Genomic DNA, 26,229 nt, shown 5'->3' on the forward strand with positions numbered 1-26,229 from the left:
TATTTGTGTTTGGTGCGTTGAGTACTACTTGGTGCGGTGCACCAGCAGCGGGATAAACCGCTCCCCTGCGGTAAGAGATCCGTGCTGTCCCACCATTTCAAATGCCATCGGCGCCACACGGCGTCCATCATAGAAGGCAATTGGCTCAGCAGCCAGGATCATCAGATCTCCCAGACGTGCTGCGTGCTCCGGGGTGATCTCCCCGAAGTAACCACGTTCAATGGCTTCCACACGGCTCATGACCCACGCCTTGGTTCCATAAGCCCGCTGCCATGCCTCGCGCACGCGCAGCTTGCAGGCTTCGTCGGCCTGCGCATCGAAGGTCAGTTGAGCACCGCGCGGCTCGCCACTGGTCAGCTCGACACCTTCAACCAGTTCGGGCTGCTCGCTGTAGTCGATGCGCTGGGAGGCAGGAATATCCACCATCCCGTGGTCTCCAGTGATGAGCACCGTCGTTTCCTCAGGAAGCTTGGAGACCAGGTTCTTGATAATGTAGTCCAACTCTTCAAGCGTGTCTCGCCATTGGCTCGAATCGACACCGAATTTATGGCCGGTCTTATCCAACTCATTGAAGTAGGTGTAAACCAGCGAATTGCGGTGCGATTCGAAGATGGTCCGGGTGGCCCGAGCGCGTGCAGCAGGCTGGTTCGCTGGAACGAACTTCGGTCCGCGAAGCGAAGCCCTGGTCAAGGCCGACTTTGCAAACATCGGGATAGACACCGTGGCCACGTGGATCCCGTGTTCGGCGATCTTTTCAAAGACGGTCGGCTGAGTCTGCCACGTTTTAGGGTCCAGGTCCCCTGGCCATCCGCCGAGCTGGTTGACGACCCGGCGCTTAGCCGGGTCAATGACGTCATATCCCACCATGCCGTGCTGCCCGGGAGCCAGGCCTGTGGCCAGACTGCTTAGCGAGGTCGCAGTGGTGGAAGGGAAACCCGTGCCTAGCTTCTGTCCTTTTTCAAAAAGGCTGCGCAGGAATGGGGCATGTCCCAGGTGGCTCTTGAGCTGGTTCCAACCCAGCCCATCGACCATAATCAGCGCGACGCGCTTAGTCTCGGCCAGTCCTAGGACGTTCTCGAATCCGGGAACCCCCATCGCGGCTGCTGCCGATGGAAGAATCTCCGTAAGCGTAGCCTGCCCGTATTTGGGCGCTTCGGGGATTTTCTGGGCTGGTACTGGCAGGTCAGTGCGCTTCGTTTCTTCGAGCATGCCTAGGCGATCGTTGCCAGGCGCAGGCGGACAGCGAATTCGCGGGCTTTGTCCACGGCCTGCTGGCCATCGGCCTCGGCGCTAACCCGGATGACCAAGTCTTCCGGCTGCGAGGTGCCGTTAAGCCCATGGTCTGCATCGCACTGCGGGTCCCCGCAGGCTGCTGGGGCCAGGTCGATGCGCTTGGTTCCATTCCACGACATGCCAAAGGTCAATTCCTTGACGGGGTCGGCAGCCGAGTAATGCTGCGGCTGGTGGTAAACGTAACTCGTGGCAACGGAGGCGATGCGGGCCAAGGAAATCATTTCGACAGAGACCTGCGCCATGACATCCTTGCCGTGGTCATCCAGCTGCTGGTCATCAACATGCACGATGAATAACACTTTTTCGCTCATCACCATGACGGTGATGTGGCGGTGCACTTCGGTATGGTCGAAGTGAGTTTCCAAATGTACATAGTGGTCAAGCACTGGTTGACCCATCATGGCTTCAGCCAGCACGTCTTGGACCATCTGCGGATAAAAACCCGCACGGACCAAATCATGCTGAAGTTCAGCGCCAGGAGTGGTCGAATACGTTCGAGAGCTCATAGTTCAATTCTACTCAGTCCCCACAGGCAATTCACGTTTCAACGATTTAGGTCAGTTGCGCAAGGCCCGTCGCACGCTATCGGTACGCTGCTCGGCATTGCTGATCTGAATGTTCACGGCCAGTACGCTCAATGAGTTTGCGGCAACGGTGATTGGCGCAAATTTAGCAACCGTCACTTCAGGGTGGTTGTCCTTCAAAAGTGAAACGCGAGTGATGAAGTCCTTCAGCCCTTCCAAATCCACCGCGGGCAATCCCTGATATCCGAAGAGCCGCACGCTGCTGCGCGGACGGCGGATAAGCTGTTCCAGATCGTGGGTCGAGAACGGTGCCACGCCGTGGGCCCAGTCATCGAGCAGATTCACCGGGTCGCCACTGAGACCGAAGGAAATTACCGGTCCAAGCAATGGATCTTCGACTGCTTTGACTACGCAGGCCTGGCCTGCCGGGGCCATGCTTTGGACTTCAAGGGAATCCACCCCATAGGCAGCCATCAATGACTTCATGTGAGTGAAGTTCGCTTCCAAACTCTTCTTATCGGGGATGCTCAAACGCACCCCGCCCAAATCCAGTCGCTGACGCAGGTCAGGGTCATTGGCTTTCAGTGCGACGGGCCAGCCAAATTCTTCGGCTGCGGCAACGGCCTCTTGCGCGGTGTGCACCACTCGATGGGCGAGGAACTTGATTCCGTAGAACTCCAGCAGTTTCTCTACCTGTGCATCGTTTAGTTCCAGCAGGTTCGTCCCTGAGATGCTCTGCACCAATTCGTCCAGGTATTGGGCAGCACCTTCAATGTCGATTCCTTCTGGGTCCTTCATCGGATCATAAGGAACATCAACCCATTGCTGGTAGCCATAGGCCTTGGCCAAAGCGCCGATGGCGGTAGTTGGCGAGGTATACAGCGGCACTCCCTGCTTCAAGCCACCAGAGATCTTGGAATCTGCCAGCCCTGGCACCAGAGCCACCACAGGTTTTGGTTGATCGCTGAATTCTTTGGCGACCTTCAAAACTGCGGAGGTATCCAGCTCGTCGTATGGCAGGTGCGCCAGCAGGATGCTGTGAATCTCTGGGTTTTCCACCAGTTCCTTGAGCCGGGCGCGCAACAGCGGAATCGCTTTGGACTGGCCCATGCTGTAGTCCAGCACTTCGGTTTGAACAATTGTGTTCAGGCTGCGGTCCTCAGCTACGTCGCAGACCACCTCGGCGATCGTTGAGGAGTTGGACAGGACCGCAACGTTTGGCCCCTTGGGCGGCTGGAAAACTGAGAGCAGCGAGGTGACATCCAGCAGTTCTTCCGATGACCTCACCCGTATCACTCCGGACTGGCGCAGGATTGCGTTCATGGCCCCTGGTGCTGCTTGGCCCACCCGCACCGAGTGGCCCGGTGGCAGGCGGCGGCCCATCACATCGGTTTTCGCCACAATCACTGGCTTGCTGCGGGCAAGACGCCGCGCGATCCGCGCAAACTTACGTGGGTTACCAAAAGATTCCAGGTACAACGCGACCACGTGGGTCCGAGGATCATCTTCGAAGAATTGCATGGCGTCGTTGCCGGAAACATCAGCACGCAGACCTGCGGAGATCGCGCTGCTCGTGCCAACGCCCTGTTGCAGCGCAACGCCCTGGATCACGGTTCCCATGGCTGCCGACTGGGTGAAGAAGCCGACGTTGCCGGCCTTTGGAATATGCTGGCTGCCGGTGGCATGCAGCTTAACTTGAGGGTCGGTATTTATCAGCCCAGCAGATCCTGGGCCCACCACGCGCATGCCGTTGGCACGGGCCAGCGAGACCAGCTCGCGCTGAGCGCTCAAGCCTTCTGAAGTTTCATAGCCGCTGGTCATGACCACCAGCGATTTCACTCCGTGGGCTGCGCAGTCCTTGATGGCGTCGTTGACCCTGTCCCGTGGAATGCACAGGAAAGCAACATCCACCGGGCCAGGAATTTCGGTGACCTTGCCGTAGGCCACCATCCCGCCAACTTCCAAGGCAGCATCGTTGACCGCATAGACGGCTCCGGTGTAGCCGGCTTCAATAATCTGTTCCAGCACATCGTGCCCCAGCTTGCCCCAGCTGCGGCTGGCACCAATAACGGCAACTGACTTCGGAGCTAGCAGGCCGGCAACGCTGCTGGCTTCGGCGCGATGTTCGCGCGCCTCGGTAACTTCCCGGGACTTCTCTGTGGGACTGATGGAAAATTCGAGCATGACCACGCCATCTTCAAAGTGGCGCGCCACCGCGTATCCAGCATCGGAGAAAACGGTGAGCATCTTCCGGTTCTCCGGCAAGACCTCGGCCGAGAACTTTTCAATGTCGTTTTCGCGGGCTGCCGCGGCCAAGTGCTCCAAGAGGATCGAACCGATACCGGTCCCCTGGTATTCGTCAGACACGTTGAAGGCGACCTCGGCCTCGAGCGGGTCATCCAAGCGGTCATAACGGCCCACGCCGATGATTTTAGAGCCGCGAACCACGGTGAAGGCGACACGATTCACATGGTCGACATTGGTGAACCGCTCCAGCTCTTTAGGGGTCAGCGACGACTTGTACGTAAAATAGCGTAAGTAGACTGAGGTCTCAGATTGATGCTTATGCATCTCCTGAAGCGCGTGTGCATCCTGCGGCGTAATTGGCCGCAAGTGCGCCGTAGTCCCGTCGCGAAGCACAACATCTGCTTCCCAATGCGCCGGATATGCCGCCGAAAGTTTACGATCCACCATAGGCTTAGGATAGTCGGCACTTTGCTGTTGCGCCCAGACGCAACACGAAGAATCGACAGTTCTGGCCCTAAGACAGTAAATGAAGGACGAACAGAGTAATGGCTCGTAAGAAGTCTGAAGAGATTCCAGAGGATTTCGTTGAAAATATCGTCGATATCGACGTGACCAATGAAATGGAATCCTCCTTCTTGGAGTACGCCTACTCCGTTATTTATTCTCGTGCACTGCCCGATGCGCGCGACGGCTTGAAGCCGGTACAGCGACGCATCCTGTTCCAGATGGCACAGATGGGACTGCGCCCAGAAAAGGGCCACGTCAAGTCCGCCCGTGTGGTCGGCGAAGTCATGGGCAAGCTACACCCCCACGGCGATACGGCTATCTATGACGCCATGGTCCGCTTGGCCCAGGACTTCTCCCTGCGCCTGCCGCTGATCGATGGCCACGGCAACTTCGGTTCCCTGGACGATGGCCCGGCAGCCCCGCGTTACACCGAGGCCCGATTGGCAGCATCTGCTGTTGCCATGACCGCGAACCTGGATGAAGACGTGGTGAACTTCGTCCCGAACTACGACAACCAGTTCATGCAACCAGAAGTGCTGCCCTCAGCCTTCCCGAACCTTCTGGTCAACGGCACCACCGGCATTGCCGTGGGCATGGCCACCAATATGGCTCCGCATAATTTGAGCGAAGTTGTCGCCGCGGCCCAGCACCTGCTCGTGGACCCAGAAGCTACCGTCGAAGAACTGATGAAGTTCATCCCGGGCCCGGACCTGCCTTCCGGTGGCAGCGTTACCGGCTTGGACGGAATCAAGGATGCCTACCGCACTGGTCGCGGGTTGTTCCGCACGCGCGCTACCGTGGTTTTGGAAAAGATCTCGGCACGCAAGTCGGGCTTGGTTGTCACCGAGCTTCCCTACGGCGTAGGCCCCGAAAAGGTCATCGAAAAGATCAAGGACGGCGTCAATAACAAGAAGATCTCCGGCATCTCCGATGTCGTTGACCTTACCGACCGCCATCACGGCTTGAAGTTGGTTATCGAACTGAAGAACGGGTTCAATCCGAACGCGGTTCTTGCCAGCCTGTACAAGTACACTCCGATGGAAGATTCCTTCGGCATCAACAACGTCGCACTGGTCAACGGCCAGCCACGCACCATGGGTCTGCGCGAGCTGCTCACCGTATATGTTGACCACCGTCTGGATGTCGTACGCCGACGCACCACGCACCGCCTGGCCAAGCGGGAAGATCGCTTGCACCTGGTTGAGGGCCTGCTCATCGCCATCGTTGATATTGATGATGTCATTGCCATCATCCGTTCCTCGGAGCAGACCGCTGAAGCTCGCGAACGCCTGATGACGGTCTTCGACCTCAGCGAACCCCAGGCCAGCCACATTCTGGAACTGCGCCTGCGCCAGCTAACCAAGTACTCCAAGCTGGAATTGGAAACCGAAGCCGAACAGCTGCGCAAGGAAATTGAAGAGCTGCGCGCTATTTTGGAATCCGATCAGCTGCTGCGCAATCTGGTTTCCGATGAGTTGGGCCAGATGGCCGAAACCTTCGGCACCCCGCGCCGCACCAAGTTGCTGAAGTCTGCACAGCTGGCACCGCTGAAGGGCACTGCACTGCCTGAAGAAGTTGGAACCGGCAAAAAGGCCAAGCTGGCCATGGAAGTTTCTGACACCCCATGCTGGGTACTGCTTTCGGCGACAGGCCAGATCGCTCGCACCCAGGACCGAACGGATTTGGACCACTCGGCGGCACGTATCAAGCACGATGTGCTCACCTCGCAGGTTGCTTCCAGCGCTCGCGGTGAAATTGGTGCACTGACTACGACCGGCCGGATTGTGCGCATCTCGCTCATTGATGTTCCGGTGCTTCCCGAGTCGCACGGTTTCCCGCAGCTGGCTCATGGCGTGCCCATCGCTGAGTTCCTCAAGTTGGGACAGGCCGAAACCGTGGCGGCTTTGGTTCCGCTGAATCAGGTCGTCGCCATTGGCACCAAGAACGGTGTCGTCAAGCGCGTCACCCCGGATTACCCATTGAACCGTGATGAGTTCGAAGCCATCACGCTCAAGGACAAGGACGTAGTGGTCGCCGCGACACCTGCCCAGGATGCCGATGAGCTGGTATTCATTACCAAGCACGCTCAGCTGCTGCGGTTCAGCGCTTCGGTGGTACGCGCCCAGGGTCGCACCGGACAGGGCATGAGCGGCATCAAGCTCGGCGCCGATGACCAGGTCATCTTCTTCGGTGTAGTTCCTGGTGGCTCCAAGCAGGCGGTGGTAGCCACGATTGCCGCCGGTTCCCAGACTCTGCCGGGAACTTCGGGGCAGTCGGTGAAGCTTACTGACTTCTCTGAGTTCCCTGTCAAGGGACGAGCTACCGCCGGTGTGCGTGCGCATCGCTTCGTCAAGGGTGAAGATCATCTGCAGCTCGGCTATGCCGGCCAGGGGCCGGCGCGAGCCAGCTCCGCAGCTGGTGTTGTGCGTGCGCTGCCTACCGAATACGGCAAGCGTGATGGTTCTGGTGCCCCGTTGGCCCAGTCCATCAACATCATTGGAGGCACGGTCACCGGCGGCGTGGATTCCTCCGCAGCACCGGGTACCGAAGATGCTTCGGATCCTGTGGATCAGAACGGTTTTGCCCCGGAAGCAGGTGCGCCAAAGCCAGCGCGCATCATCACCCCAGGTGAAGATACCCTGCCTTTCGATGATGGCGGAGTCATCCTCTAACTCGATTGCGGCAAAATTTGATGTGGCGTCGTTGCAACCCGTTATGCGGGTAGCAACGACGCCACAGTCTTATGCGTTGGCCTTAAGCTTCCGCGCGCCCAGATCAATTCGGTAAGCACACTGTCCGGCCAGGTTCTGATCGTGGGTGATCAGCACGACGGTACGGTCTGCCAGCGCTTGATGCAAAGTGGAGATCAGCTCGCCAGCTTCATCTTCGCCTAGGTGGGCTGTTGGTTCATCGAGCAAGATGATCTGGTGGCCGCCGAGTATGGCGCGGGCTACGGCGAGTTTGCACCGCTGTCCGCCAGAGAGCTGGTGTCCCCCGGAACCGATCCGGGACTCAAGGCCTGCAGGCTGTTGGGCGAACCATTTCGCCAGGCCGACTTGCTCCAAAACGCGGTGCAGTTCTGCGTCGGTGCAATTCTGCTCCTGGGCCACGGCCAGCATCAGGTTCCGCCTGATCGTCGAGTCGAAGAGGTGCGCTTCTTGCGGGCACCAGGCAACCGATGACAAGTCCGCCTGTTCCATCTCTACCAGGTTTCCATCCGCATCAATACCTCTTAGTGCACCGCCTTGTGCAGGCAAGGCACCGAGCAAGGCCGTGAGCAGCGTTGATTTGCCGGATCCCGACGGGCCGGTGATCGCGGTCCATTGGGATGCCGGGATGTGCGCACTCAACTCGGCCACGACCGTTGTTCCCTGTTCGTAGCCCAGGCTCAGCGAATCCAGCTCGAATCCGACAATCTTGGAACCTTGGTCCAGCGGATGCTCGCGTGTAGCTGGCAGATCCTGGCTTTGCATGCCGCGTTCGGCCAGTTTCGCCGATAGTTCCTTCAAGGCACGCCCTTGTTGCAGGGCCAGCAGCGCATTGCCGGCGCTCTCCCCCAAGGCCAGGGATAGGAGTACGGCGAGCGCGGTGAAGGATGCGCTGCTGTGCGAGAGCGCAGTGATCGCTATAGCCAGCAGCACGCTGATCAAGGTAGCCAGTGCGGTGGCGCTTCCCTGTCCCAGTGCATGCCGGCGAGCGCGCTGGGTATTGAGCGTTTCGGCTTCATGGAACTGGCCGATGACATTTTCCAACCGCTGGTTACTGCGCAATGCCAACTTATGCCGCAGGATTCCTAGGGCGCTTTGGTTCATCTGCATGCGGTGGCGCAGCTGGTGCACGAGGTGCTCGCCTTCAATACGCTGCACGAGCCAACGCACGGGGAAGGCCAGCACAAGGGCCGCCGCCATGGCCAAGTATCCGAATTCTGGCTGGATGAAGTACAAGGTCACTGCCGCTGCTACCCACACCACGATGCCTTGCAGGGGTGGAAAGAGCACGCGGGCCAACAGGTCGCGCAGTTCATCTACTTCAGCAAGCAAGTACCGCAGGATTACCGAGGAACGGCTTAGCAGGCCCCAGCGCGCAGGGTTGGAAACCATCGCGTTCCACATCTTCTCGCGCAGGTCTGTAGCGTAAGCGAGCACCGCGTCGTGGATCGCTAGTTGTTCTAAATAGCGGAAAACGGCTCGTCCGATGCCCAGGGTACGGACCATGACGAAGGCTACGGTCAGGTGCAAGATGGCCGGCTGGTAGCTGGATTCCACGATCAGCCAGCCACTGAGAGCCGCCAGCGCCACAGCACACAGCACGCTGGTACTTCCCCAGAGCAGGGCCTTGGGTGAAGCCTTGTATCCTACGAGCAGTTCGCGCAGCGGGTTGAACTTCTCACTTCGCGGTTCTTTTACCCCTGCAGCAACGGCTTCTGGCTCTTGTAGTTCCCCAGCTGCCTGGGGGGCGGACAAACCGTTGTTCACCTCGAGCGGGGTTGTGCGCGTGTGATGGCCTTGGCTGATGGCAGGGTCGTGGCTGGCAATCAGCAGTGCGCAGCGGGATGGAAGCTCTTCGAGCAGTTCACGTACTTGCTGGGCGTTGCGCTCATCGAGGTGCGCGGTTGGCTCGTCGGCAAGCAGCAAGGTGCAGCCGGCGTCGCTGTGAATCCTCAGCAGTGCACGCATCACCTCCAAGCGTCGCAGTTCCCCTGGAGAGTATTCTCCAATTGGCCGGTTGAGCATTGGCTCCATTCCAAGCCGGGCGCTGAGCTGCTGGCGCAGTTCTGCCGGGGCCGCCGGGGCGTCCTGGTCTAATTGCAACCAGCCGGTGGCGGCGTTGAATTGCGGATGCTGGCTGATGGTGGCCAGTTGGTTGGCAACGAAGATGCGCCCGCTGGCCAGTTCCGGATTGAAGCTGTTGTCACTGCTGTGAGCTTCGGCGATCAAGGTGAGCAGCGTGCTCTTGCCTGTGCCGCTGGGAGTGGAGAGCACTCGGTGTTCGCCAGCCGCGAGCGTGAGGTTGACGGTTTGGTGAATGGGGTTCAGTCCGTCGTAGCTGAACTGCAGGTCGGAGATTTCGAGGATGTTTTGCGGGTTTGTGGCGGTAGTGCTGCGCAGCTGGCGGCCCGGTTTGCCGGTGGTGATGGCCGTGTACTTTTGGTAGGCAGCCAGTCCGTCATCGGCCGCGTGATAGGCCGAACCTACTTCGCGCAGTGCTGAGAAGAGCTCAGGAGCCAAGATCAAGATGGTCAGCCCGGCGGCCAGATCCATATTTCCGCCCACCAGGCGCACACCGATCATTACCGCGAGGACAGCTACGGCGAGGGTGGCAATCAGTTCCAGCCAGAAGCTGGACATGAATACGGTTTTGAGGTTGGCCATGGTGGCTTGGCGGTATCTATTGCTCACTGCGGCGATCGCGTTGCCGTGGGCCCGTGCTCGTCCCAACCCCAACAGTGCCGGAAGGCCTTGGGCCAGTTCGTAGAGCTGGTGGGCCAGCTGGTCCAAGGTGGCCTGGGATTCGTTCAAGGTGTCTTGGGTGTGCATCCCAATCAGGGCCATGAACACCGGGATCAATGGAATGGTCAGCAGCAGGACTACCGCGCTGATCCAGTCCAGTTGGAGTATGTAGAGCCCGAGCAGGACAGGCACGGCCAGTGCACCGATGAGCGCAGGAATGAATTTGGTGAAGTAATCATCGAGCTTTTCCAGGCCGTGGCTGGCTAGGGTCGCGATGACCGGGATGGACTGCTGCTTGGCGGCAGGCGCGATAGTTGGTTGGGTTGCCTGGTTTCGCACGAGATTCAGGCGCAGCCGTTCCTTGGCGCCTAGACCCATGCGACGGGCTCCAGCGTTCAATCCCCATGCGCTCAGGGCTCGAAGGACCGCTCCGATCACTGCCAGCCCCAGCAGTTGCCGGTCATTCTCGCCCGCGGTTGCCATAGTGGCGATCCATAGTCCCAAGGCGTAGGCGACCATGATCAGCCCCACGACTTTCAACGCGCTGAACGCGGCCAGGACAATGAATTGCCTCGACGTGATTAGTTCACTGGGAAGAAAGCGTGGGGCTGGCATAGCTACTCTTTCGGTTGAAATGGCAGTTACTTGATAATCGAGACCACGCGGTGGGTCTCGGGGATGTGCTCTTCACGCAAGCGCTTGCGGAAGACCCAGTAGCTCCAGGATTGGTAGGCCAAGACCAGCGGAACACCGAAGGCTGCAACGATGCTCATCAGCTTCAAGGTGTAGCTGCTGCTCGACGCATTGGCCACGGTCAGGTCGAAGGCCGGGTCGATGCTTGAGGGCAGTACGACCGGGTAGGCAGCGGTGAAGATGGCGGCAACGCCGGCCAGCAAGGTGATGCCCAAGGCGATGAAGGAGATTCCTTCGCGTCCGGCACGACCGGTCATCATGGAAACGAGCAGGCTGATGACCGCTACCCCCATCACTGCCCAGGCAATCGCGGAATCGTTGTCCAGCAGGACCAGCAGCGCCCATGCAACCAACGGCAGGATTGCTAGCGGCAGCCAGCGGCCAACCAGCTTTCCTGCTTGGTGGCGGACCTTTCCATCGGTTTTCAGCCGGAGGAAAGCCAAGGCGTGGATCCAGCAGAATGCAACCACTGCTGTGCCGCCGAGGATCGCTTGCCAGTTAAGCCACGCGAAAGGCCCGCCGATGCGGTCTCCATTTTCATTCAGCGGCAAGCCCAAGGTGGTTAGCGCCAGCATCGCGCCCACGCCGAAGGCAGCCACCAAGGAGCCCAGTCCCAAGGCCAGATCCCAGGCTTTCCGGGTTGGCGCGGTGATGGCTTTTCCGCGGTATTCGATCGCGACGGCTCGGAAAATCAGTGCCACGAGCACTATGGTCAGTGGAATGTACAGGGCTGAGAACAGCGACGCGTACCAGTGTGGGAACGCGGCGAAGGTCGCTCCGCCGGCGGTGAGCAGCCAGACCTCATTGCCGTCCCAGACCGGGCCGATGGTGTTCAGCAGCAGTCGCTTGCGTTTCTCGGTGGAACCGCCAAGTCCGATGAGCATGCCAACTCCAAGGTCAAAGCCTTCGAGGAACAAGTAACCGCACCAGAGCACCGCAATCACGATGAACCAGAGTGTAGGAAGCCAATCCATTGATATTTCTCCTTAGTCCGTATCGCTAGTAGGCGAAAGCCAGCACGTCGTCATCATCAGATGGGTCCTTGGGACCGTTTGCATGCTCATGCTCCGCTTCAAGCTCTGGCATGGCTGATGCAACACCACCACGGATGTAGCGGGCGAGCAGTACCAGCTCGACGACCAGCAGTACGCCGTAGATGGCGGTGAGTGTGATCAGCGAGAACAACAGTTCTCCTGCGGTGACAGTCGGTGAGACTGATGCTGCGGTATACATGAACACCTGGTCCACGCCGCCCATCTGCGGATTGGGGACAACGGTGAACGGTTGCCGGCCCATTTCGGTGAAGATCCAGCCGGTGGCATTCGCACCGAACGGCGCCGCAATGCTCAGCAGCGCAATGCGTGAGAGCCACTTGCTGTGCGGGACGGTCCCCTTGCGGGTTACCCATAGCGCGATGCCAGCGGCTAGGGCTGAGAGCCCGCCGAGGGTGATCATCATGCGGAAGCCCCAATAGGTTACTTCCATCACCGGCAGGTAATTGATTTCTTGGCCGGCGTACTGGCCAAACGCTTCATCGTTCGGGTAGTACTTTCCGTATTTTTCTTGGTACTCCGGAATCAGGGTGTTCACGCCCTTGATCTCCGTGGTGAAATCTCCGTTGGCCAGGTAGGAGAGGATGCCGGGGATTTCAAAGACCGCTACGACGTTGTCGCAGTTGGTAGCTCCTTGTGCCGTGATGTCCCCCAAGGACAACACCGAGAACCCGGTTCCGTCGTGGCAGGCAGCTTCTGCTGCAGCCATTTTCATCGGCTGTTGCTCGAACATGAGCTTGGCCTGCTCGTGGCCACTCAGGGCGACTCCGAGGAACGCGACCATGGCGACTGCTGCGCCGATGCGCAGGGATTTGATCCAGACTTGGTAGTCCACCTTGTCGCGGCTCTTGCCTCTGCTCAAGTCTTCGCCCACGACAACACGTCCATTGGCGTCGACGGTGTCGATGCCTTCACTGCGGCGGCGATAGAGGTGGAACCAGGAGATGCCCAGCAGGAATCCTCCGGCTACTGCGAAAGCGCCGAAGATGGTGTGCGGAAAGGTCACCAGTGCGGTGTTGTTGGTGAATACCGCCCAAGCGTCGGTCATCACTGCGCGGCCGTCGACGATTTTTGTGCCGACTGGGTGCTGCATCCATGAGTTGGCGACCAAGATGAAGTAGGCCGAAAGGATGGTGGCCAAAGAAGCGCACCAGATGGTTGCCAGGTGGATGCGCTTAGGTAGTTTCTTCCAGCCAAAGATCCACAGTCCCAGGAAGGTGGATTCTACGAAGAACGCCAGCAGCGCTTCCATGGCCAGTGGAGCGCCGAAGACGTCTCCTACATAGCGGCTGTATTCGCTCCAGGCCATGCCGAATTGGAATTCTTGGACGATGCCCGTGGCTACGCCCATGATGAAGTTAATGAGAAAAAGCTTGCCCCAGAATTTTGTCATCCGCAGCCAATGCTCGTTGCCGGTGCGATGCCACATGGTTTGTAGCGTGGCCACTGTCAGGCCAAGTCCAATGGTCAGGGGCACCATCAGGAAGTGGTAGACCGTCGTAATGCCGAATTGCCAACGGGCAATCTCTAAAGCATCCATGGATTCCTCAACTGTCGTGGAATAGAAGTTCGATCGCATTTCTACGTTTCGTAGAAATTAGTTCCATTGCCACTATAGATGATTTCGACAGCATGTAGAAATTGAAGGTGAGCCTGGTTCGTCACTGGCAAAATTCCGATGAGGCACGCGCGAAAGAGAATCCTAAGCCTATTTACAGGGTCGTGTCTACGGTTCTTAAAAAACCCAAGTCAACTAGATTAGCTTCGCAGATCTCAAATTCAACGCCCGTTTAGATAAAGCATGTACTCACCCATCTGTTTTACATGCCGTAGAAATATTTTTGAAAGATAGCTACACTTAAGAACCCAAGCAGTATGTTTGCACTCAGCGAGTCAAACAACAGCGTCAAAACTAATGCAAGTGAGGTACGACCTAGTGGCCAGCCTTGGCGATCTGGAACGCTCCGTCATGGATCTTCTGTGGGATTCCGCAGAACCACTCACCGCGAATGACCTTCGTGATGACTTGGCGGCGCTTGGCACCGATGCGAAAGAACTCGCAGTAACTACGGTGCTGACTGTGTTAGCCCGTCTCGAAAAGAAGGGCCTGGTAGAGCGCGAGCGCACTACGCGCCCTCACCGATACGCGGCTTCATCCTCCCGTGAGGATCACACCGTGGGCCTGCTCAACGATGCACTGGGTACCGCCCAGGATCGCGAAGCAGTCCTGGCACGATTCATCGGTGGCATTTCACAGGACGAAGCAGCATCTCTCCGTGCTATCTTGGACTCTGTAAAGTCCGCATAATTTAGATGAACTTCGGGGACTGAGTGCTTCTCACCTCATATTTCCTAGCGGCGTTGGCTATCGCATTGGCGTGGCCGACGCCGTTGGCTTTATCCAAGGCCAAATGGACCGCGCGTGCACCTGTACAAGCGGTACTCCTCTGGCAAGCCATCGCATTAGGCGGTGGCCTGTCAATGATCGGTTCGATGCTCGTCTGGGGCTTGGCTCCCCTAGGCGATGACCTCATCTCCGCACTGCATGGCGGCTGGCTCTTGTTAACCGGGGCCCCAGATGTTCCGTATCCCGGGGTGGTGCACCTGTTCGCTTTGAGCGCTGCACTGCTGTTCGGATTCCATCTGGTCTCGACCCTGATCCTTGCTGCGTGGCGTACCTCCCGCCAACGCGCCAAACACCGGCAGCTGCTTCGCCTGTTGAGCAACCCCTCAGAAACCCGTCCGAACACTCTGGTGATCGATCACGACATGCCGGTAGCGTACTGCGTGCCTGGCATCTCGCAGTCGGTGACCGTATTATCACGCGGACTGCTCACCCAGCTTTCAGACCAAGAACAACAGGCAGTTATTGCCCATGAGCGTTCTCATTTGGAGCAACGCCATGACCTGCTGATCTTGGCATTCACTGCGTGGAATGAAGCTCTGCCTTGGCTGCCCACCTCTCGGCTCGCCCTGGATGCGGTGCGGCAACTAATTGAAATGCTGGCCGATGACAAAGCACTGGAGAACGTCACCAGGCACACGCTGCTCAAAGCTATCGTCACTGTCGCGACCGCTGCGGCAACCGATGATTCATCATCCAAGAATCATTCCTCCAACGCGGGCCTCGTTGGCATGCCAGATGGTGAAGTCTCTTCCCGCCGGCTCCAACGCCTACTCTCCCCGCAAGAACCCCTGGGACGCCCTCAACGGGTCGTAGTCCTGTTGAGCACCATCATGCTGCTGATCTGCCCCACGGTCTTGCTCATTGCGCCCCGGCTGCTAGCTTGGTGAGTCCGGCTTAACGCAAAGAGTGAAGTCCATGAACCTGCTCAGGTTCATGGACTTCACTGTTTAACTACTCTTAGACGTCGATGCGATCGCGTTCAAGATCGTCGGCCCCGTCGATGATGAACTTCTTACGTGGGGCAACATCCGATCCCATGAGCAGGTCGAATACTTCCTCGGCAGCTTGGGCATGCTCGATGCCAACTCGCCTGAGCATGCGATGGCGCGGATCCATCGTGGTTTCAGCCAGCTGGTCTGCGTCCATTTCACCCAGGCCCTTGTAACGCTGGATCGGCTCCTTGTAGCGTCGCCCTTCCTTCTCCAAGGTGGCCAGCAACTTGGTCATCTCCGCCTCAGAATAGGTGTAAATCACCTCGTTCTGCTTGGAGCCTGCGTTAATCACCTCAATTCGGTGCAACGGAGGAACTGCGGCGTAAACGCGACCGTGCTCAATCATTGGACGCATGTAGCGGTAGAACAACGTCAGCAGCAGAGTACGGATATGCGCACCATCCACGTCAGCATCGGTCATTAAAATGATCTTGCCATAACGCGCTTGCTCGATATCGAAACTGCGACCCGAACCTGCACCAATGACCTGGATCATCGCAGCGCACTCTGCATTCGAGAGCATGTCGGAGATCGAGGCCTTCTGCACATTCAGGATCTTGCCGCGGATCGGCAGCAGCGCCTGGTGCTCGCTTGAGCGCGCCAGACGGGCAGTTCCCAATGCACTGTCGCCCTCGACAATGAACAATTCGGACTTTCCAACCTCTTTGCTCCGGCAATCAAGCAATTTGGTTGGCAAGGAGGAAGATTCCAAGGCGGTCTTGCGGCGCTGGGTTTCCTTATGCATGCGAGCCGAAACACGAGACTTCATCTCGTTGACGACTTTCTCCATCAGCGTCGAGGCTTCAGCCTTTTCATTGCGCTTATTGGATCCCAGGCGCTCATTGAGCGCCTTCTCCAGTACCTTGGAGACAATTTGGCGAACCTGCGGGGTACCCAGAATTTCCTTGGTCTGGCCTTCGAATTGCGGCTCAGCCAGCCGGACCGTCAGCACAGCAGTCATGCCCGCTAATACGTCGTCCTTCTCAAGCTTGTCTTTCTGGCCGAATTTGAGCTTGCGCGCATTAGCTTCTACGTTTTTGCGGAAGGATTTGAGCATCGCTTGCTCGAAGCCAGCCGTATGCGTACCGCCCTTAGGAGTGGCGATGATATTGACGAAGCTGCGAAGCGAGGTCTCGTAGCCAATCCCCCAGCGCAAGGCGACATCGACTTCACACACACGCTGCACGTCTTCAATGTGGCTACGGCCGTTGCCGTCAATTACCGGAACCTTCTCATGGAAAGAACCACTGCCTTGAAAACGCCAGATATCGGTGACTGGCGAGTCGCTGCTCAGATAGTCAACGAATTCGCTGATGCCGCCATCATGCTGGAAGACTTCCTCATGCGGGCCTTCGGCACCCGGTGTATCTGGCAATCCTCGTTCATCGCGCAGGGTAATACGCAGCCCGGGAACCAAAAAAGAGGTTTGTCGGGCGCGGTCTTGCAAATCCGAATAGGAGAACTTTGCTTCCGGGGTGAAGATATGGTTATCCGCCCAGTAGCGAATACGCGTACCGGTCACTCCACGCTTGGCCTTACCGATGATTCCCGGAGGCGTCGCAGTCACGTGGGCCTTGAACGGCGCGTCAGCCTTCTTCCGTCCCTTGTCGGTGAACTTGCCTGGCTCGCCACGGCGGAACTGCAGGCCGTATGTTTTACCGCCACGGTCAACTTCGACATCCAAACGCGCAGACAGTGCGTTGACCACCGATGCACCAACACCGTGCAGACCACCAGAAGCACTGTAGGAGCCGCCTCCGAACTTGCCGCCGGCGTGCAGCTTGGTGAAGACCACTTCCAGTCCGCTCAGCCCAGTCTTGGGTTCGAGGTCAACTGGGATGCCACGTCCGTCGTCCTGGACCTCGACTGAACCATCCGAGTGCAAGATGACGTCGATCGCCTGCCCGAAACCGCCAAGCGCCTCATCAACGGAGTTATCGATAATTTCCCAGAGGCAGTGCATCAAGCCACGGGAGTCGGTGGAACCGATGTACATGCCTGGGCGCTTGCGAACCGCTTCCAAGCCTTCCAAGACCGAAAGGTGCCGGGCGCTGTAATTGTCGGATGAAGCCACTGAGCTGTTGTCTCCTACCTGGATGTCAATGAACGTCGTAGTTCTCATTCTAATCGTTACTGTGTTCGAATACCCGCCATTTTCCGGTGCCGCCAAGCATGTTCGGTTCATATGAGCTTATCCACATGCGCTACGCGGTCAGCGAAAGCAGGGGCAATTCGGGATAAAGTCAGAGCCCAAGCTGGTTGTATAGAGTAACCATCAACTTTAGGAGGCTGGCAATGACTACTACGACCGCTAGTCGTGAACTGAACGCCCTCGACCGGTGCGACCGCTGCGGCGCACAGGCCTACGTGCGAGCCGTGCTGGCTTCGACAGGCGGTGAGCTGCTCTTCTGCGCTCACCACGCCCGCGATGTAGAACCCAAACTGCGTCCGCAGACGTCGGTATGGCAGGATGAATCCTCGCGACTCTACGAAAAGCCAAAGGTGGACGTCAACGACTAAGCTCGTGACCAACCACTAATACCAGAAGGTGACCCAATGATCCTGGGTCACCTTCTTTTGGTTTTAACAGCATAAAAAAGTGTGGCCAGCGATTCGATTCACGAACCGCTGGCCACACTCTCAGATTCTTTAGTCTAGGTAATCACGAAGCACCTGGGATCGCGATGGGTGACGAAGCTTGGACATCGTCTTGGACTCGATCTGACGAATACGTTCACGAGTCACACCGTAGACCTTGCCGATTTCGTCCAAGGTCTTAGGCTGACCATCAGTCAGGCCGAAGCGCATTGCCACAACACCAGCTTCACGCTCTGAGAGCGTGTCGAGCACCGAGTGCAGCTGTTCCTGCAACAGGGTGAACGAAACGGCGTCAGCTGGGACAACTGCTTCCGAGTCTTCAATGAGATCACCGAATTCGGAATCGCCATCTTCACCCAGAGGGGTGTGCAGGGAAATAGGTTCACGACCATACTTCTGGACTTCGACAACCTTCTCCGGAGTCATGTCCAGTTCCTTGGCCAACTCTTCTGGAGTCGGTTCGCGGCCCAGATCCTGAAGCATCTGGCGCTGGACACGAGCCAACTTGTTGATGACTTCAACCATGTGCACAGGAATACGAATGGTACGTGCCTGGTCAGCCATGGCGCGGGTGATCGCCTGACGGATCCACCAGGTGGCGTAGGTCGAGAACTTGAAGCCCTTGGTGTAGTCGAACTTCTCCACTGCACGGATCAGGCCCAAGTTGCCTTCCTGGATCAAGTCCAGGAACAGCATGCCACGACCGGTGTAGCGCTTTGCCAGCGAAACTACCAGGCGGAGGTTAGCTTCCAACAGGTGGTTCTTAGCGATCTTGCCGTCGTGGATGATCTGCTCGTAGTCCCAGCGCAAGCGCTGATCCATCGAGCCGTCGTCCTTCTCCAGCTTATCGGTGGCGAACAGCCCAGCTTCAATGCGCAGGGCCAAGTCGACTTCCTGCTCAGCATTCAGCAGGGCAACCTTACCGATCTGCTTCAGGTAGTCCTTGACGGGGTCAGCGGTTGCACCTGCAACCATGACCTGCTGCTGTGGAGCGTCGTCATCACCTGATGAAAGGGTGAAACCCTTTGAATCGTCTTCGGACTTCGAGTCCTTCGAATCGGTGCTTGGTTCAGCATCGTCATCGGCGTCAGTTGACGCTACGGTTGATTCGTCTTGCGCTGCAGTTTCAGCAGCGACCTTTTTAGTCCGAGGCTTAGCCTTGGTAGCGCGCTTCTTCGCTGCAGGGGCTGCTGCCTCGGCTTCAACCACGTCGACCTCGGCCTCGGTTGTTTTACGATTAGCGTTCGTCTCAGAAGATGACACGAATAACCTTTCTAACGATGCGTTCCGGATGCACCTGCCGGTAACACCACTATGACCCTGTCAAGTCCGATGGCGTTTAATCACTGACTAAACACCGAGGGCTGGCACATTGATAACAACGCTTCAAGCCCGCCTATTTGTTCCCGAAATCCGCGGATTTCAAGATCAAGGCAATTCGAACCTAACCGGGTCTGTTATCTCATTATCCATGAATTACCGCTAGGACACCACTTGAGACACTCCGACCCCTAACGCTCAACTGAAATTGGCGCGCCATGCCCGCAATTGGTCGGTCGCCCATTCCGGCATGATCCCATGCGACATCAGCTTTTGCAGCAGCTTCGATAACTCATAGTTCGGGTTTTCCTCGACTGCTCTACCCAGCAGGCAAAGGGCCATCGTCCCCCTGCCCCGAGCCCATTCAATCCATGCAAGAATGCACAGCAAAGCCTGTCGAGAATTGCCTTTTGCCACGCCAAGCAAGTCCCTGGACACCAGCCACAGTCGATCAATCCGTTGCCAGTCCGGGGCATGCCATCCGCGGCCCAGCAGGTAATTGGTTAGCGGCGTGGCTGCCGCCTCGTGATCTCCGCGCATCACCCCGAACAACACATCCAAAGACGCTTCGAATCCCTCACCTGCCAGATACGGGAGCAAGTCGCGGACAATTTTTACGTCCAACGAGCCAAGCAGCAGCGCCGCGTGGTCATGATCATTGTGGATCCACTCTTGGGCTTCTGCCTGGGAGAGGTCCATCGTCTGCAACCACACTTCGAGGCAATGGACAACGTTGTGCTGCTGATTGGAAATGATCTTCAGGATTTCGGCGGCCTGCGGCCATTCGGGAATGCCGCTTCCGTCCCATGGAACGTCTAACGGAGCCGAACCGGCAAAGACCAATGACAGGTGCGTTTCGTTCGTCTCTACGGAGCGCACCTGAGTAGGCGTTGCAAAGTCATCGCTCTCGTAATCCCAGACCAGTTGGCCCTGCCGGCACCAGCTATGGCGCAGCACCACCTTTTGAGCATTCAACGCCTGCTCGAGTTCCGAGACAAAATTTGCGTAGGGAGTCGCAGAAGCTGCAACTGGTTGTTCTGGCGCATAGATCACCAGAACCACCCCCTGGATATGGGCCATGCGTTTGAGCAGGTGCAACACCTGAGTGATCCATGAATCGCATTCGGAGCCGTCTTCTTCCTTGGGAAGATCAACGCGCAAGGTCGCTTCTAGTTGGTCTCCGTCGATCAGCATCAACACGGCTGAATCCTGCGGATGAAAACCCAAGGCGTGCGGCACGTAGGCCAAGATGTCTTCGCACTTGGACAGCGAAAGGGGCTGGCGTTCTGGTGTAGTTGTCATGGCTCCACGGTGTACCGTGCAGCTTTCGACAAGATGCCAGCGGCTACGAGCTGTGGAGAACCTGCTGGGCCGTGGCCTGCTTCAGCTTATTGCTCGGCTAGGAAACGGCGCGCCTTGCGGCGCTCGATCAACATGAAAGTGATGCCCAGAAGTGCCATGACGAACTGGAAGGACAACGCGATTCTGAAGGCCGGAAGATTGTAGAGTTCGCCAACTGATCCGCCGGCTTTGTACAGCATGTCCATAATGAAGCCGACGACGTAGATGGTGACGAATGCGCCCATGAAACCGCCGGTGTTCACTAGACCGGTAGCTGTGCCCAAGACGTGCGGCGGGTTGAAGGTACGGGCGAAGTCGAAGCCAATCACCGAGGCCGGCCCGCCGGCGGCAATCGTGATCATCAGCAGCACCAGCACCCAGAGTGGCGCTTGGCCTGGCCAGCACAAGACAATCGCCCACATCACCAAGATCGTTCCCACGATACCCAGCGCATAGTTGGAACGCTGTTTGGCACGGCTGGCGGTCAATGCTCCAAGGATTGGACCCAACAGCACGGACACGAGCACGAACACAGCCATCAGGCCTGAGGCCAGCGCGCTTTCGATCCCCTGCCCTTCGACCAGGAAGGGGTAACCCCAGGTCATCATGAAGGTGTTGATCATGAACGCGGTGGTGAAGTGGGTCCAGAACCCCAAGCGGGTACCCGGTTGCTTCCAAGCCCGCATAATTCGGGAGCCTGATTCCTGCTCCCCTTGACTAATTCCCTCCCACGTCTTGCCGTTACGCACAAACGCGATCGTGGTGATGAACGTGGCAAAGGCGAACCCGGACATTACCGAGAATGCCGCGGACCAGCCAACACCCAGCAGGATCATGTGGAACGGAAAGAGGCTGATGAGCTGGCCGAGCTGGCCAAAGGTACCCGTGAGCTGGGTGAGCACGGGAATACGTGAACCGGAGAACCACAATGGCAAAAGCTTGAGCACCGAAACGAAAACCATGGCATCGCCCATGCCAACCATGACGCGCCCAACCAATCCCATGGGCACGTTGACCGAGATCGCTAGGAAGGCCTGGCCAGCTGCCATAAACAAGGCGCCAGTGATAATCAGGATGCGAGGACCGAATTTATCTAGCAGCAGACCCACGGGCACTTGGGCGCCGGCGTAAACCACCAGCTGCACCACGGAAAAACTGGCTAAGATCTGCGCGCTTGCGTTGAAACGCTCGGTAGCTTCGATGCCAGCGACGCCAAAACTAGTGCGCTGCGATATCGCCGATATGTAAGCAAGAATTGCAAAGCTGAAGACCACCCACGACTTCGACGAATTCAGATGCGCCTGGCTCACTGTTCGTGTTCACCCGATAACGGTTTGATATGACCGTTTTTCAGCCAATCTTCAGTGTTCGCAATAGCCGCCAAAAAATGTTCGGCACTGGCGCCCAATTCTTCAGCGCCTGCAACCTGTTCATCTTCATCGAGCAACAACGAGCGCGGCTCATGTTCCTTGACGTGGGCGTCAAATCGTTCTTCAAATCCGTCGACCATCTGGCGGACATCGATATTGGATTCAAGCTGTTCAGCGAGCTGCTGGTCGACCAGTCGGGCCGCCTCGCGCAATTTATCCGTCGGCAAGGCCAGTTTCAGGGCCGCGCCGACGTGTTCCAAGGTTGCAACAGCAACTGCAGGGTATTCGGATTCAGCAAGGTAATGCGGGGTATGCATCGAATAGCCCACCACGTCGCGGCCGGCTTCACCGAGCCTCAGTTCAAGCAAGGACGTCAATCCTGCCGGTGATTCAACCGTAGGGCTCCAGGTCGAGATGTTCTCGATCAGATCCTTGCGGTTTCCGTGGGCCGTTACGCCAACTGGACGGGTGTGCGGCACCGGCATCGGCAAAGATGCGGTTCCCACCACGAGGGAGACATTGAAGGCGTCGATGAAAGAAAGCAGCTCTGCGATGACCCGTTCCCATTTCAGATCCGGTTCAACGCCATTGAGGAACCAGAACTTGCGGTTCAGCTCATCGGTCATCAGGTAGATCTCCATACGTGGAACCTGATAACCGGCGAAATGATCGCCTAAGAAAGAGATTCGCGGTCGCTGGGAGGTGTAGGCAATCAGCTCATCGGCATCAAAAACAGCGAAAAGCTCTGAATCCAGGCGACCGAAAAGTTCGTTGGAAACCTGAGAGTGGTTATGCCCTGCATCGCTGATGCTCTTGAGCGAAACGAACATGCCAAGACCTTGAAGGCGTGAGTCATCCAAGTCGTCTGCGACCAGTGTCATCAACGATCCCTTGGACATTTTCTCCTCATTCAGGGGCGGGAACCGGTAAACCGGAACCAACAACCAGTAACTAATTACTGCACTTCAAGTACAGACCAGTGGTCTATCATATCGCCACTTGGCTTTCGCTCGCTGTGAAGTGACACACGATGACGCAAAACCTCAGATAACCTAGGGGGTAGGAGGCGCGCAGCCCGCCCGGATGATCTGTTCCGGAAAACCATTGGGGCTGCCGCGACCTTAGACCCTACAAAGGCATAGAAGGAATGATTTTGTGATCAACTCCAGTGATCTCACTTTGAGCGCCATTGGCACCGATATCAAGCGCAAGAGCGCGGACGCCCTCATCCTGGGCGTTCTGAAGAACGGCGAGAGCCTGTCCATCGCGGCATCCCCTTTCACCGCCGAAACCACCACGTCCCTGGAGCAGTCGCTGTCTGCTCTCGGGGTGGCCGGCAAAGCTGACGAAGTGACCGTGCTGCCAGGAGTGGACGGCGCCAAGGCCAAGGTCCTGCACTTCATCGGCCTGGGCGTCAAGGAGCTGGCAGAGCTCAGCGAAGAGCAGCTGCGCCGCGCCGCCGGTTCGGCTGCCCGCCAGCTGAGCAACGCCAAGAGCGCCATTTTCGCCTTGCCTGCCGACACCGTAGAGCGTGTGGCAGCTATTGCTGAAGGCATCGCGCTGGGCAGCTACCGCTATGAGAATCACCGCTCGAAGAAGAGCGAGAAGCCAGTTCTGGCCGAAGCTCAGATCGTTACCGCGGTCGCAACCTCCAAGGACCTGCCAGCAGTGCTCAAGCGCGCTGCAGTCCTGGGCCGTGCAGTTCGCGGAACCCGCGACCTGATCAATGCTCCTGCGAACGTGCTGTACCCAGAATCCTTCGCCGCAGCTGTCAAGGACTACTCCAAGTCGCTTCCGCTGAAGGTCACCATCTTCGATGAGAAGCGTCTGGCCAAGGAAGGCTTCGGGGGCCTGATCGGTGTTGGCGGCGGTTCGGCACGCCAGCCTCGCATGGTCAAGGTCGAATATGCGCCGTCGAAGGCCGCCAAGCACATTGCCTTGATCGGCAAGGGCATCACCTTCGATACCGGCGGCACCTCGCTGAAGCCTGCCGCAGGCATGCACGCCATGAAGTCCGACATGTCTGGAGCTGCCGCGGTCTTCCAGACCATCGCCGCTGTCTCCGAGCTTGGCCTGAACGTCAAGGTCACCGCATGGCTGTGCCTGGCCGAGAACATGCCAGGCGGTGCTTCGACCCGTCCGGGCGATGTGCTCACCATGTTCGGCGGCAAGACCGTTGAAGTTCTGAACACCGATGCCGAGGGCCGTTTGGTCATGGCCGATGGCCTGGCCGCTGCCAGCCTGGAAAAGCCGGATGTCATGATCGACATTGCTACCCTGACTGGCGCACAGATGCTGGCCTTGGGCCTGCGCACCGCCGGTGTCATGGGTGACAAGCAGGTCACCAATGATCTGGTTGCCGTATCGGATAAGGTCGGCGAACTGGCTTGGGCCATGCCGCTGCCTGAAGAGCTGCGTCCGTCCATCGAGTCGCAGGTTGCCGACTTGGCCAACATTGGCGAGCGCATGGGCGGCATGATGACCGCTGCCGTATTCCTTGAGGAGTTCGTCGGTGAAGTCGATGGCAAGAAGATCCCTTGGGCTCACATTGACTTTGCCGGCCCGGCGTTCAATGAAGGCAGCGCTTGGGGCTACACCCCGAAGAATGGCACCGGCTCCCAGGTACGTACCCTGGTTGCCTACGCAGAGCATCTAGCTGCCGCCAAGTAGCAAAATAGTTGCAAAGGCGATTACCGCCTTTGTGTCGCCAAACTCATCCCGGCATCGGCTAATTCACCAGTTCGATGCCGGGATGCGGTTTAAAATAAGAGACATACCTGACTTTTACTGCCGCGAAGGTGACTGTAACCGGCAGACGGTACTAAGGTAAGTTTTGAAACATCACCGTGGATCAAAGGTGCGCGCCCGCTTGTGTCACGCTCCTCAAAGGTCCACACCCGATCCCCTGGTCGGCCTAAGCCGGCCTCACTAAGCGAATACGAGGGAGCGTTCACGTGGCCGATTCGGCAGCAACGCAAGAATTTGATGTCCTCATCCTCGGCGGCGGATCCGCTGGATACTCGGCAGCCTTGCGCGCCATCCAGCTGGGCTACACCGTTGGATTGATCGAGAAGGAAAAGCTGGGCGGCACTTGCCTGCACACCGGCTGCATCCCAACCAAGGCTTACCTGCACGCAGCAGAGCTGGCCGAGAACGCTCGCGAGGGTGCCAAGTACGGCATCAACTCCTCGCTGGAGTCGATCGACCTGGCTGGCGTTCGCAAGTACAAGGAAGGCATCGTTGCTGGAAAGTACAAGGGCCTGCAGGGCTTGCTGAAGATGAAGAAGGTCAACGTTATCACCGGTAACGGCCGACTGGTTTCCCAGGACTCCATCGATGTCGATGGCACCGTCTACAAGGGCAAGTACATCATCTTGGCTACCGGCTCCACTTCCAAGACCATGGGTCTGGAAATCGGCGGCCGCGTATTGACCAGCACCGAAGCACTGAACATGGAAGACCTGCCTAAGAGCGCTATCGTTCTTGGCGGCGGCGTGATTGGTGTCGAATTCGCTTCCGTATGGAAGTCCTTCGGCGTCGACGTCACCATCGTTGAGGGCCTGCCTTCGCTGGTTCCAAACGAAGATCCAGCCATCATCAAGAACCTGGAGCGTGCTTTCAAGAAGCGCGGCATCAAGTTCAACACCGGTGTCTTCTTCGAAAAGGTCGAGCAGGATGCCAACGGCGCCAAGGTCTCGCTGGCTGATGGCAAGGTTCTGGAAGCAGAGATCGTCTTGGTTGCAGTAGGCCGCGGTCCGGTCACCGAGGGTCTTGGCTTCGAGGAGCAGGGCATCACCATCGATCGCGGCTTCGTTATCACCAACGAGCGTCTGCACACCGGCGTTGGCAACATCTACGCAATTGGCGACATCGTCCCAGGCGTACAGCTTGCACACCGCGGTTACCAGCACGGTCGCTTCGTAGCTGAGGAAATCCACGGTCTGAAGCCAACCATCGTTGAGGACATCAACATCCCGAAGGTGACCTTCTGCGAGCCAGAGATCGCTTCGGTGGGCTACTCCGAGCCAAAGGCCAAGGAGAAGTTCGGTGCTGACCAGATCGAAACCACCGAGTACAACTTGGCTGGTAACGGCAAGTCCTCGATCCTGGGCACCAGCGGCATCATCAAGATGGTTCGCGTCAAGAACGGCCCAATCGTTGGCGTTCACGGCATCGGCGGCCGCATTGGTGAGCAGATCGGTGAAGCACAGCTGATCGTTAACTGGGAAGCATACCCAGAGGACGTATCGCAGCTGATCCACGCACACCCAACCCAGAACGAATCGATCGGCGAGGCCGCGATGGCTCTGGCCGGCGCACCGTTGCACGGTTAATCATGTTTTAGTACATCCAGGCAGCGCGTTCTGACTACGCGCTGCCTGGATGCACTAGGCTCGGAGGCAACGCCTCCCACCATTTTTCAAGCTTTATAAAA

The 26,229-nt window shown here is 57.9% G+C and carries 17 protein-coding genes; 6 read left to right on the forward strand and 11 right to left on the reverse strand.

All coding sequences use genetic code 11. The annotated features are described in order from the left end of the window. Positions 1-24 precede the first annotated feature (24 nt). From AARI_RS10955 to AARI_RS10965, 3 genes are read right to left on the reverse strand one after another with little or no spacing between them, the layout of a single operon-like run. On the reverse strand, positions 25-1,209 hold the full coding sequence (locus AARI_RS10955; RefSeq protein WP_013349354.1) for an alkaline phosphatase family protein: 1,185 nt from the start codon (positions 1,207-1,209) through the stop codon (positions 25-27). A gap of 2 nt (positions 1,210-1,211) precedes the next feature. Continuing rightward, positions 1,212-1,799, reverse strand: coding sequence for a DUF5998 family protein (locus AARI_RS10960; protein ID WP_013349355.1), 588 nt, complete (start codon positions 1,797-1,799; stop codon positions 1,212-1,214). A gap of 51 nt (positions 1,800-1,850) precedes the next feature. Continuing rightward, the gene (locus AARI_RS10965) at positions 1,851-4,511 is read right to left on the reverse strand and encodes a bifunctional acetate--CoA ligase family protein/GNAT family N-acetyltransferase (protein ID WP_013349356.1); all 2,661 of its coding nucleotides are present in this window, start codon (positions 4,509-4,511) and stop codon (positions 1,851-1,853) included. Positions 4,512-4,609: 98 nt separating this feature from the next. Here AARI_RS10965 and AARI_RS10970 point away from each other — a divergent pair, with 98 nt between their 5' ends. Further along, positions 4,610-7,243 carry a DNA gyrase/topoisomerase IV subunit A gene (locus AARI_RS10970; protein WP_013349357.1) on the forward strand — a complete coding sequence of 878 codons (2,634 nt, stop codon included), beginning with the start codon at positions 4,610-4,612 and terminating at the stop codon, positions 7,241-7,243. A gap of 69 nt (positions 7,244-7,312) precedes the next feature. On the opposite strand, the gene cydC is transcribed toward AARI_RS10970, so the two are convergent. From cydC to AARI_RS10985, 3 genes are read right to left on the reverse strand one after another with little or no spacing between them, the layout of a single operon-like run. Continuing rightward, a complete protein-coding gene (cydC, locus tag AARI_RS10975) occupies positions 7,313-10,636 on the reverse strand; it encodes a thiol reductant ABC exporter subunit CydC (protein ID WP_013349358.1) in 3,324 nt (1,107 codons plus the stop codon). A gap of 26 nt (positions 10,637-10,662) precedes the next feature. Further along, entirely contained in the window at positions 10,663-11,688 is a 1,026-nt protein-coding gene (gene cydB / locus AARI_RS10980; protein ID WP_013349359.1) for a cytochrome d ubiquinol oxidase subunit II, read from the reverse strand. A 25-nt stretch (positions 11,689-11,713) separates the two neighbouring features. Next, positions 11,714-13,306 carry a cytochrome ubiquinol oxidase subunit I gene (locus AARI_RS10985; RefSeq protein ID WP_013349360.1) on the reverse strand — a complete coding sequence of 531 codons (1,593 nt, stop codon included), beginning with the start codon at positions 13,304-13,306 and terminating at the stop codon, positions 11,714-11,716. Positions 13,307-13,702: 396 nt separating this feature from the next. Between AARI_RS10985 and AARI_RS10990 the strand changes: the two genes are divergently transcribed. Both AARI_RS10990 and AARI_RS10995 read left to right on the forward strand, forming a co-directional pair. Next, positions 13,703-14,074 (forward strand): BlaI/MecI/CopY family transcriptional regulator, encoded by a 372-nt coding sequence (locus AARI_RS10990; protein WP_013349361.1) that lies wholly within the window; start codon positions 13,703-13,705, stop codon positions 14,072-14,074. A 23-nt stretch (positions 14,075-14,097) separates the two neighbouring features. Beyond that, positions 14,098-15,060, forward strand: coding sequence for a M56 family metallopeptidase (locus AARI_RS10995; protein WP_013349362.1), 963 nt, complete (start codon positions 14,098-14,100; stop codon positions 15,058-15,060). A gap of 70 nt (positions 15,061-15,130) precedes the next feature. On the opposite strand, the gene AARI_RS11000 is transcribed toward AARI_RS10995, so the two are convergent. Next, on the reverse strand, positions 15,131-17,239 hold the full coding sequence (locus AARI_RS11000) for a DNA gyrase/topoisomerase IV subunit B (RefSeq protein ID WP_013349363.1): 2,109 nt from the start codon (positions 17,237-17,239) through the stop codon (positions 15,131-15,133). A gap of 221 nt (positions 17,240-17,460) precedes the next feature. Here AARI_RS11000 and AARI_RS11005 point away from each other — a divergent pair, with 221 nt between their 5' ends. Then, the gene (locus AARI_RS11005) at positions 17,461-17,685 is read left to right on the forward strand and encodes a DUF7455 domain-containing protein (protein WP_013349364.1); all 225 of its coding nucleotides are present in this window, start codon (positions 17,461-17,463) and stop codon (positions 17,683-17,685) included. Positions 17,686-17,814: 129 nt separating this feature from the next. Here AARI_RS11005 and AARI_RS11010 read toward each other — a convergent pair whose 3' ends face one another. The 4 genes from AARI_RS11010 to AARI_RS11025 form a co-directional block, all read right to left on the reverse strand. Continuing rightward, positions 17,815-19,026 carry an RNA polymerase sigma factor gene (locus tag AARI_RS11010; protein ID WP_013349365.1) on the reverse strand — a complete coding sequence of 404 codons (1,212 nt, stop codon included), beginning with the start codon at positions 19,024-19,026 and terminating at the stop codon, positions 17,815-17,817. A 255-nt stretch (positions 19,027-19,281) separates the two neighbouring features. Then, a complete protein-coding gene (locus tag AARI_RS11015) occupies positions 19,282-20,331 on the reverse strand; it encodes a DUF4192 domain-containing protein (protein ID WP_162094122.1) in 1,050 nt (349 codons plus the stop codon). A gap of 140 nt (positions 20,332-20,471) precedes the next feature. Beyond that, positions 20,472-21,734 carry an MFS transporter gene (locus tag AARI_RS11020; protein ID WP_013349367.1) on the reverse strand — a complete coding sequence of 421 codons (1,263 nt, stop codon included), beginning with the start codon at positions 21,732-21,734 and terminating at the stop codon, positions 20,472-20,474. Then, a complete protein-coding gene (locus AARI_RS11025; protein WP_013349368.1) occupies positions 21,731-22,693 on the reverse strand; it encodes a proteasome assembly chaperone family protein in 963 nt (320 codons plus the stop codon). Before AARI_RS11025 ends, AARI_RS11020 begins: the two co-directional genes overlap by 4 nt. Before the next feature lie 256 nt (positions 22,694-22,949). On the opposite strand from AARI_RS11025, the gene AARI_RS11030 reads away from it, so the two are divergent. After that, positions 22,950-24,464, forward strand: coding sequence for a leucyl aminopeptidase (locus AARI_RS11030; RefSeq protein WP_013349369.1), 1,515 nt, complete (start codon positions 22,950-22,952; stop codon positions 24,462-24,464). 284 nt (positions 24,465-24,748) lie between these two features. Continuing rightward, the gene (gene lpdA / locus AARI_RS11035; RefSeq protein WP_013349370.1) at positions 24,749-26,128 is read left to right on the forward strand and encodes a dihydrolipoyl dehydrogenase; all 1,380 of its coding nucleotides are present in this window, start codon (positions 24,749-24,751) and stop codon (positions 26,126-26,128) included. Positions 26,129-26,229: the final 101 nt, after the last annotated feature.

Source organism: Glutamicibacter arilaitensis Re117 (genome assembly GCF_000197735.1).
Taxonomy (GTDB): Bacteria; Actinomycetota; Actinomycetes; order Actinomycetales; family Micrococcaceae; genus Glutamicibacter; species Glutamicibacter arilaitensis.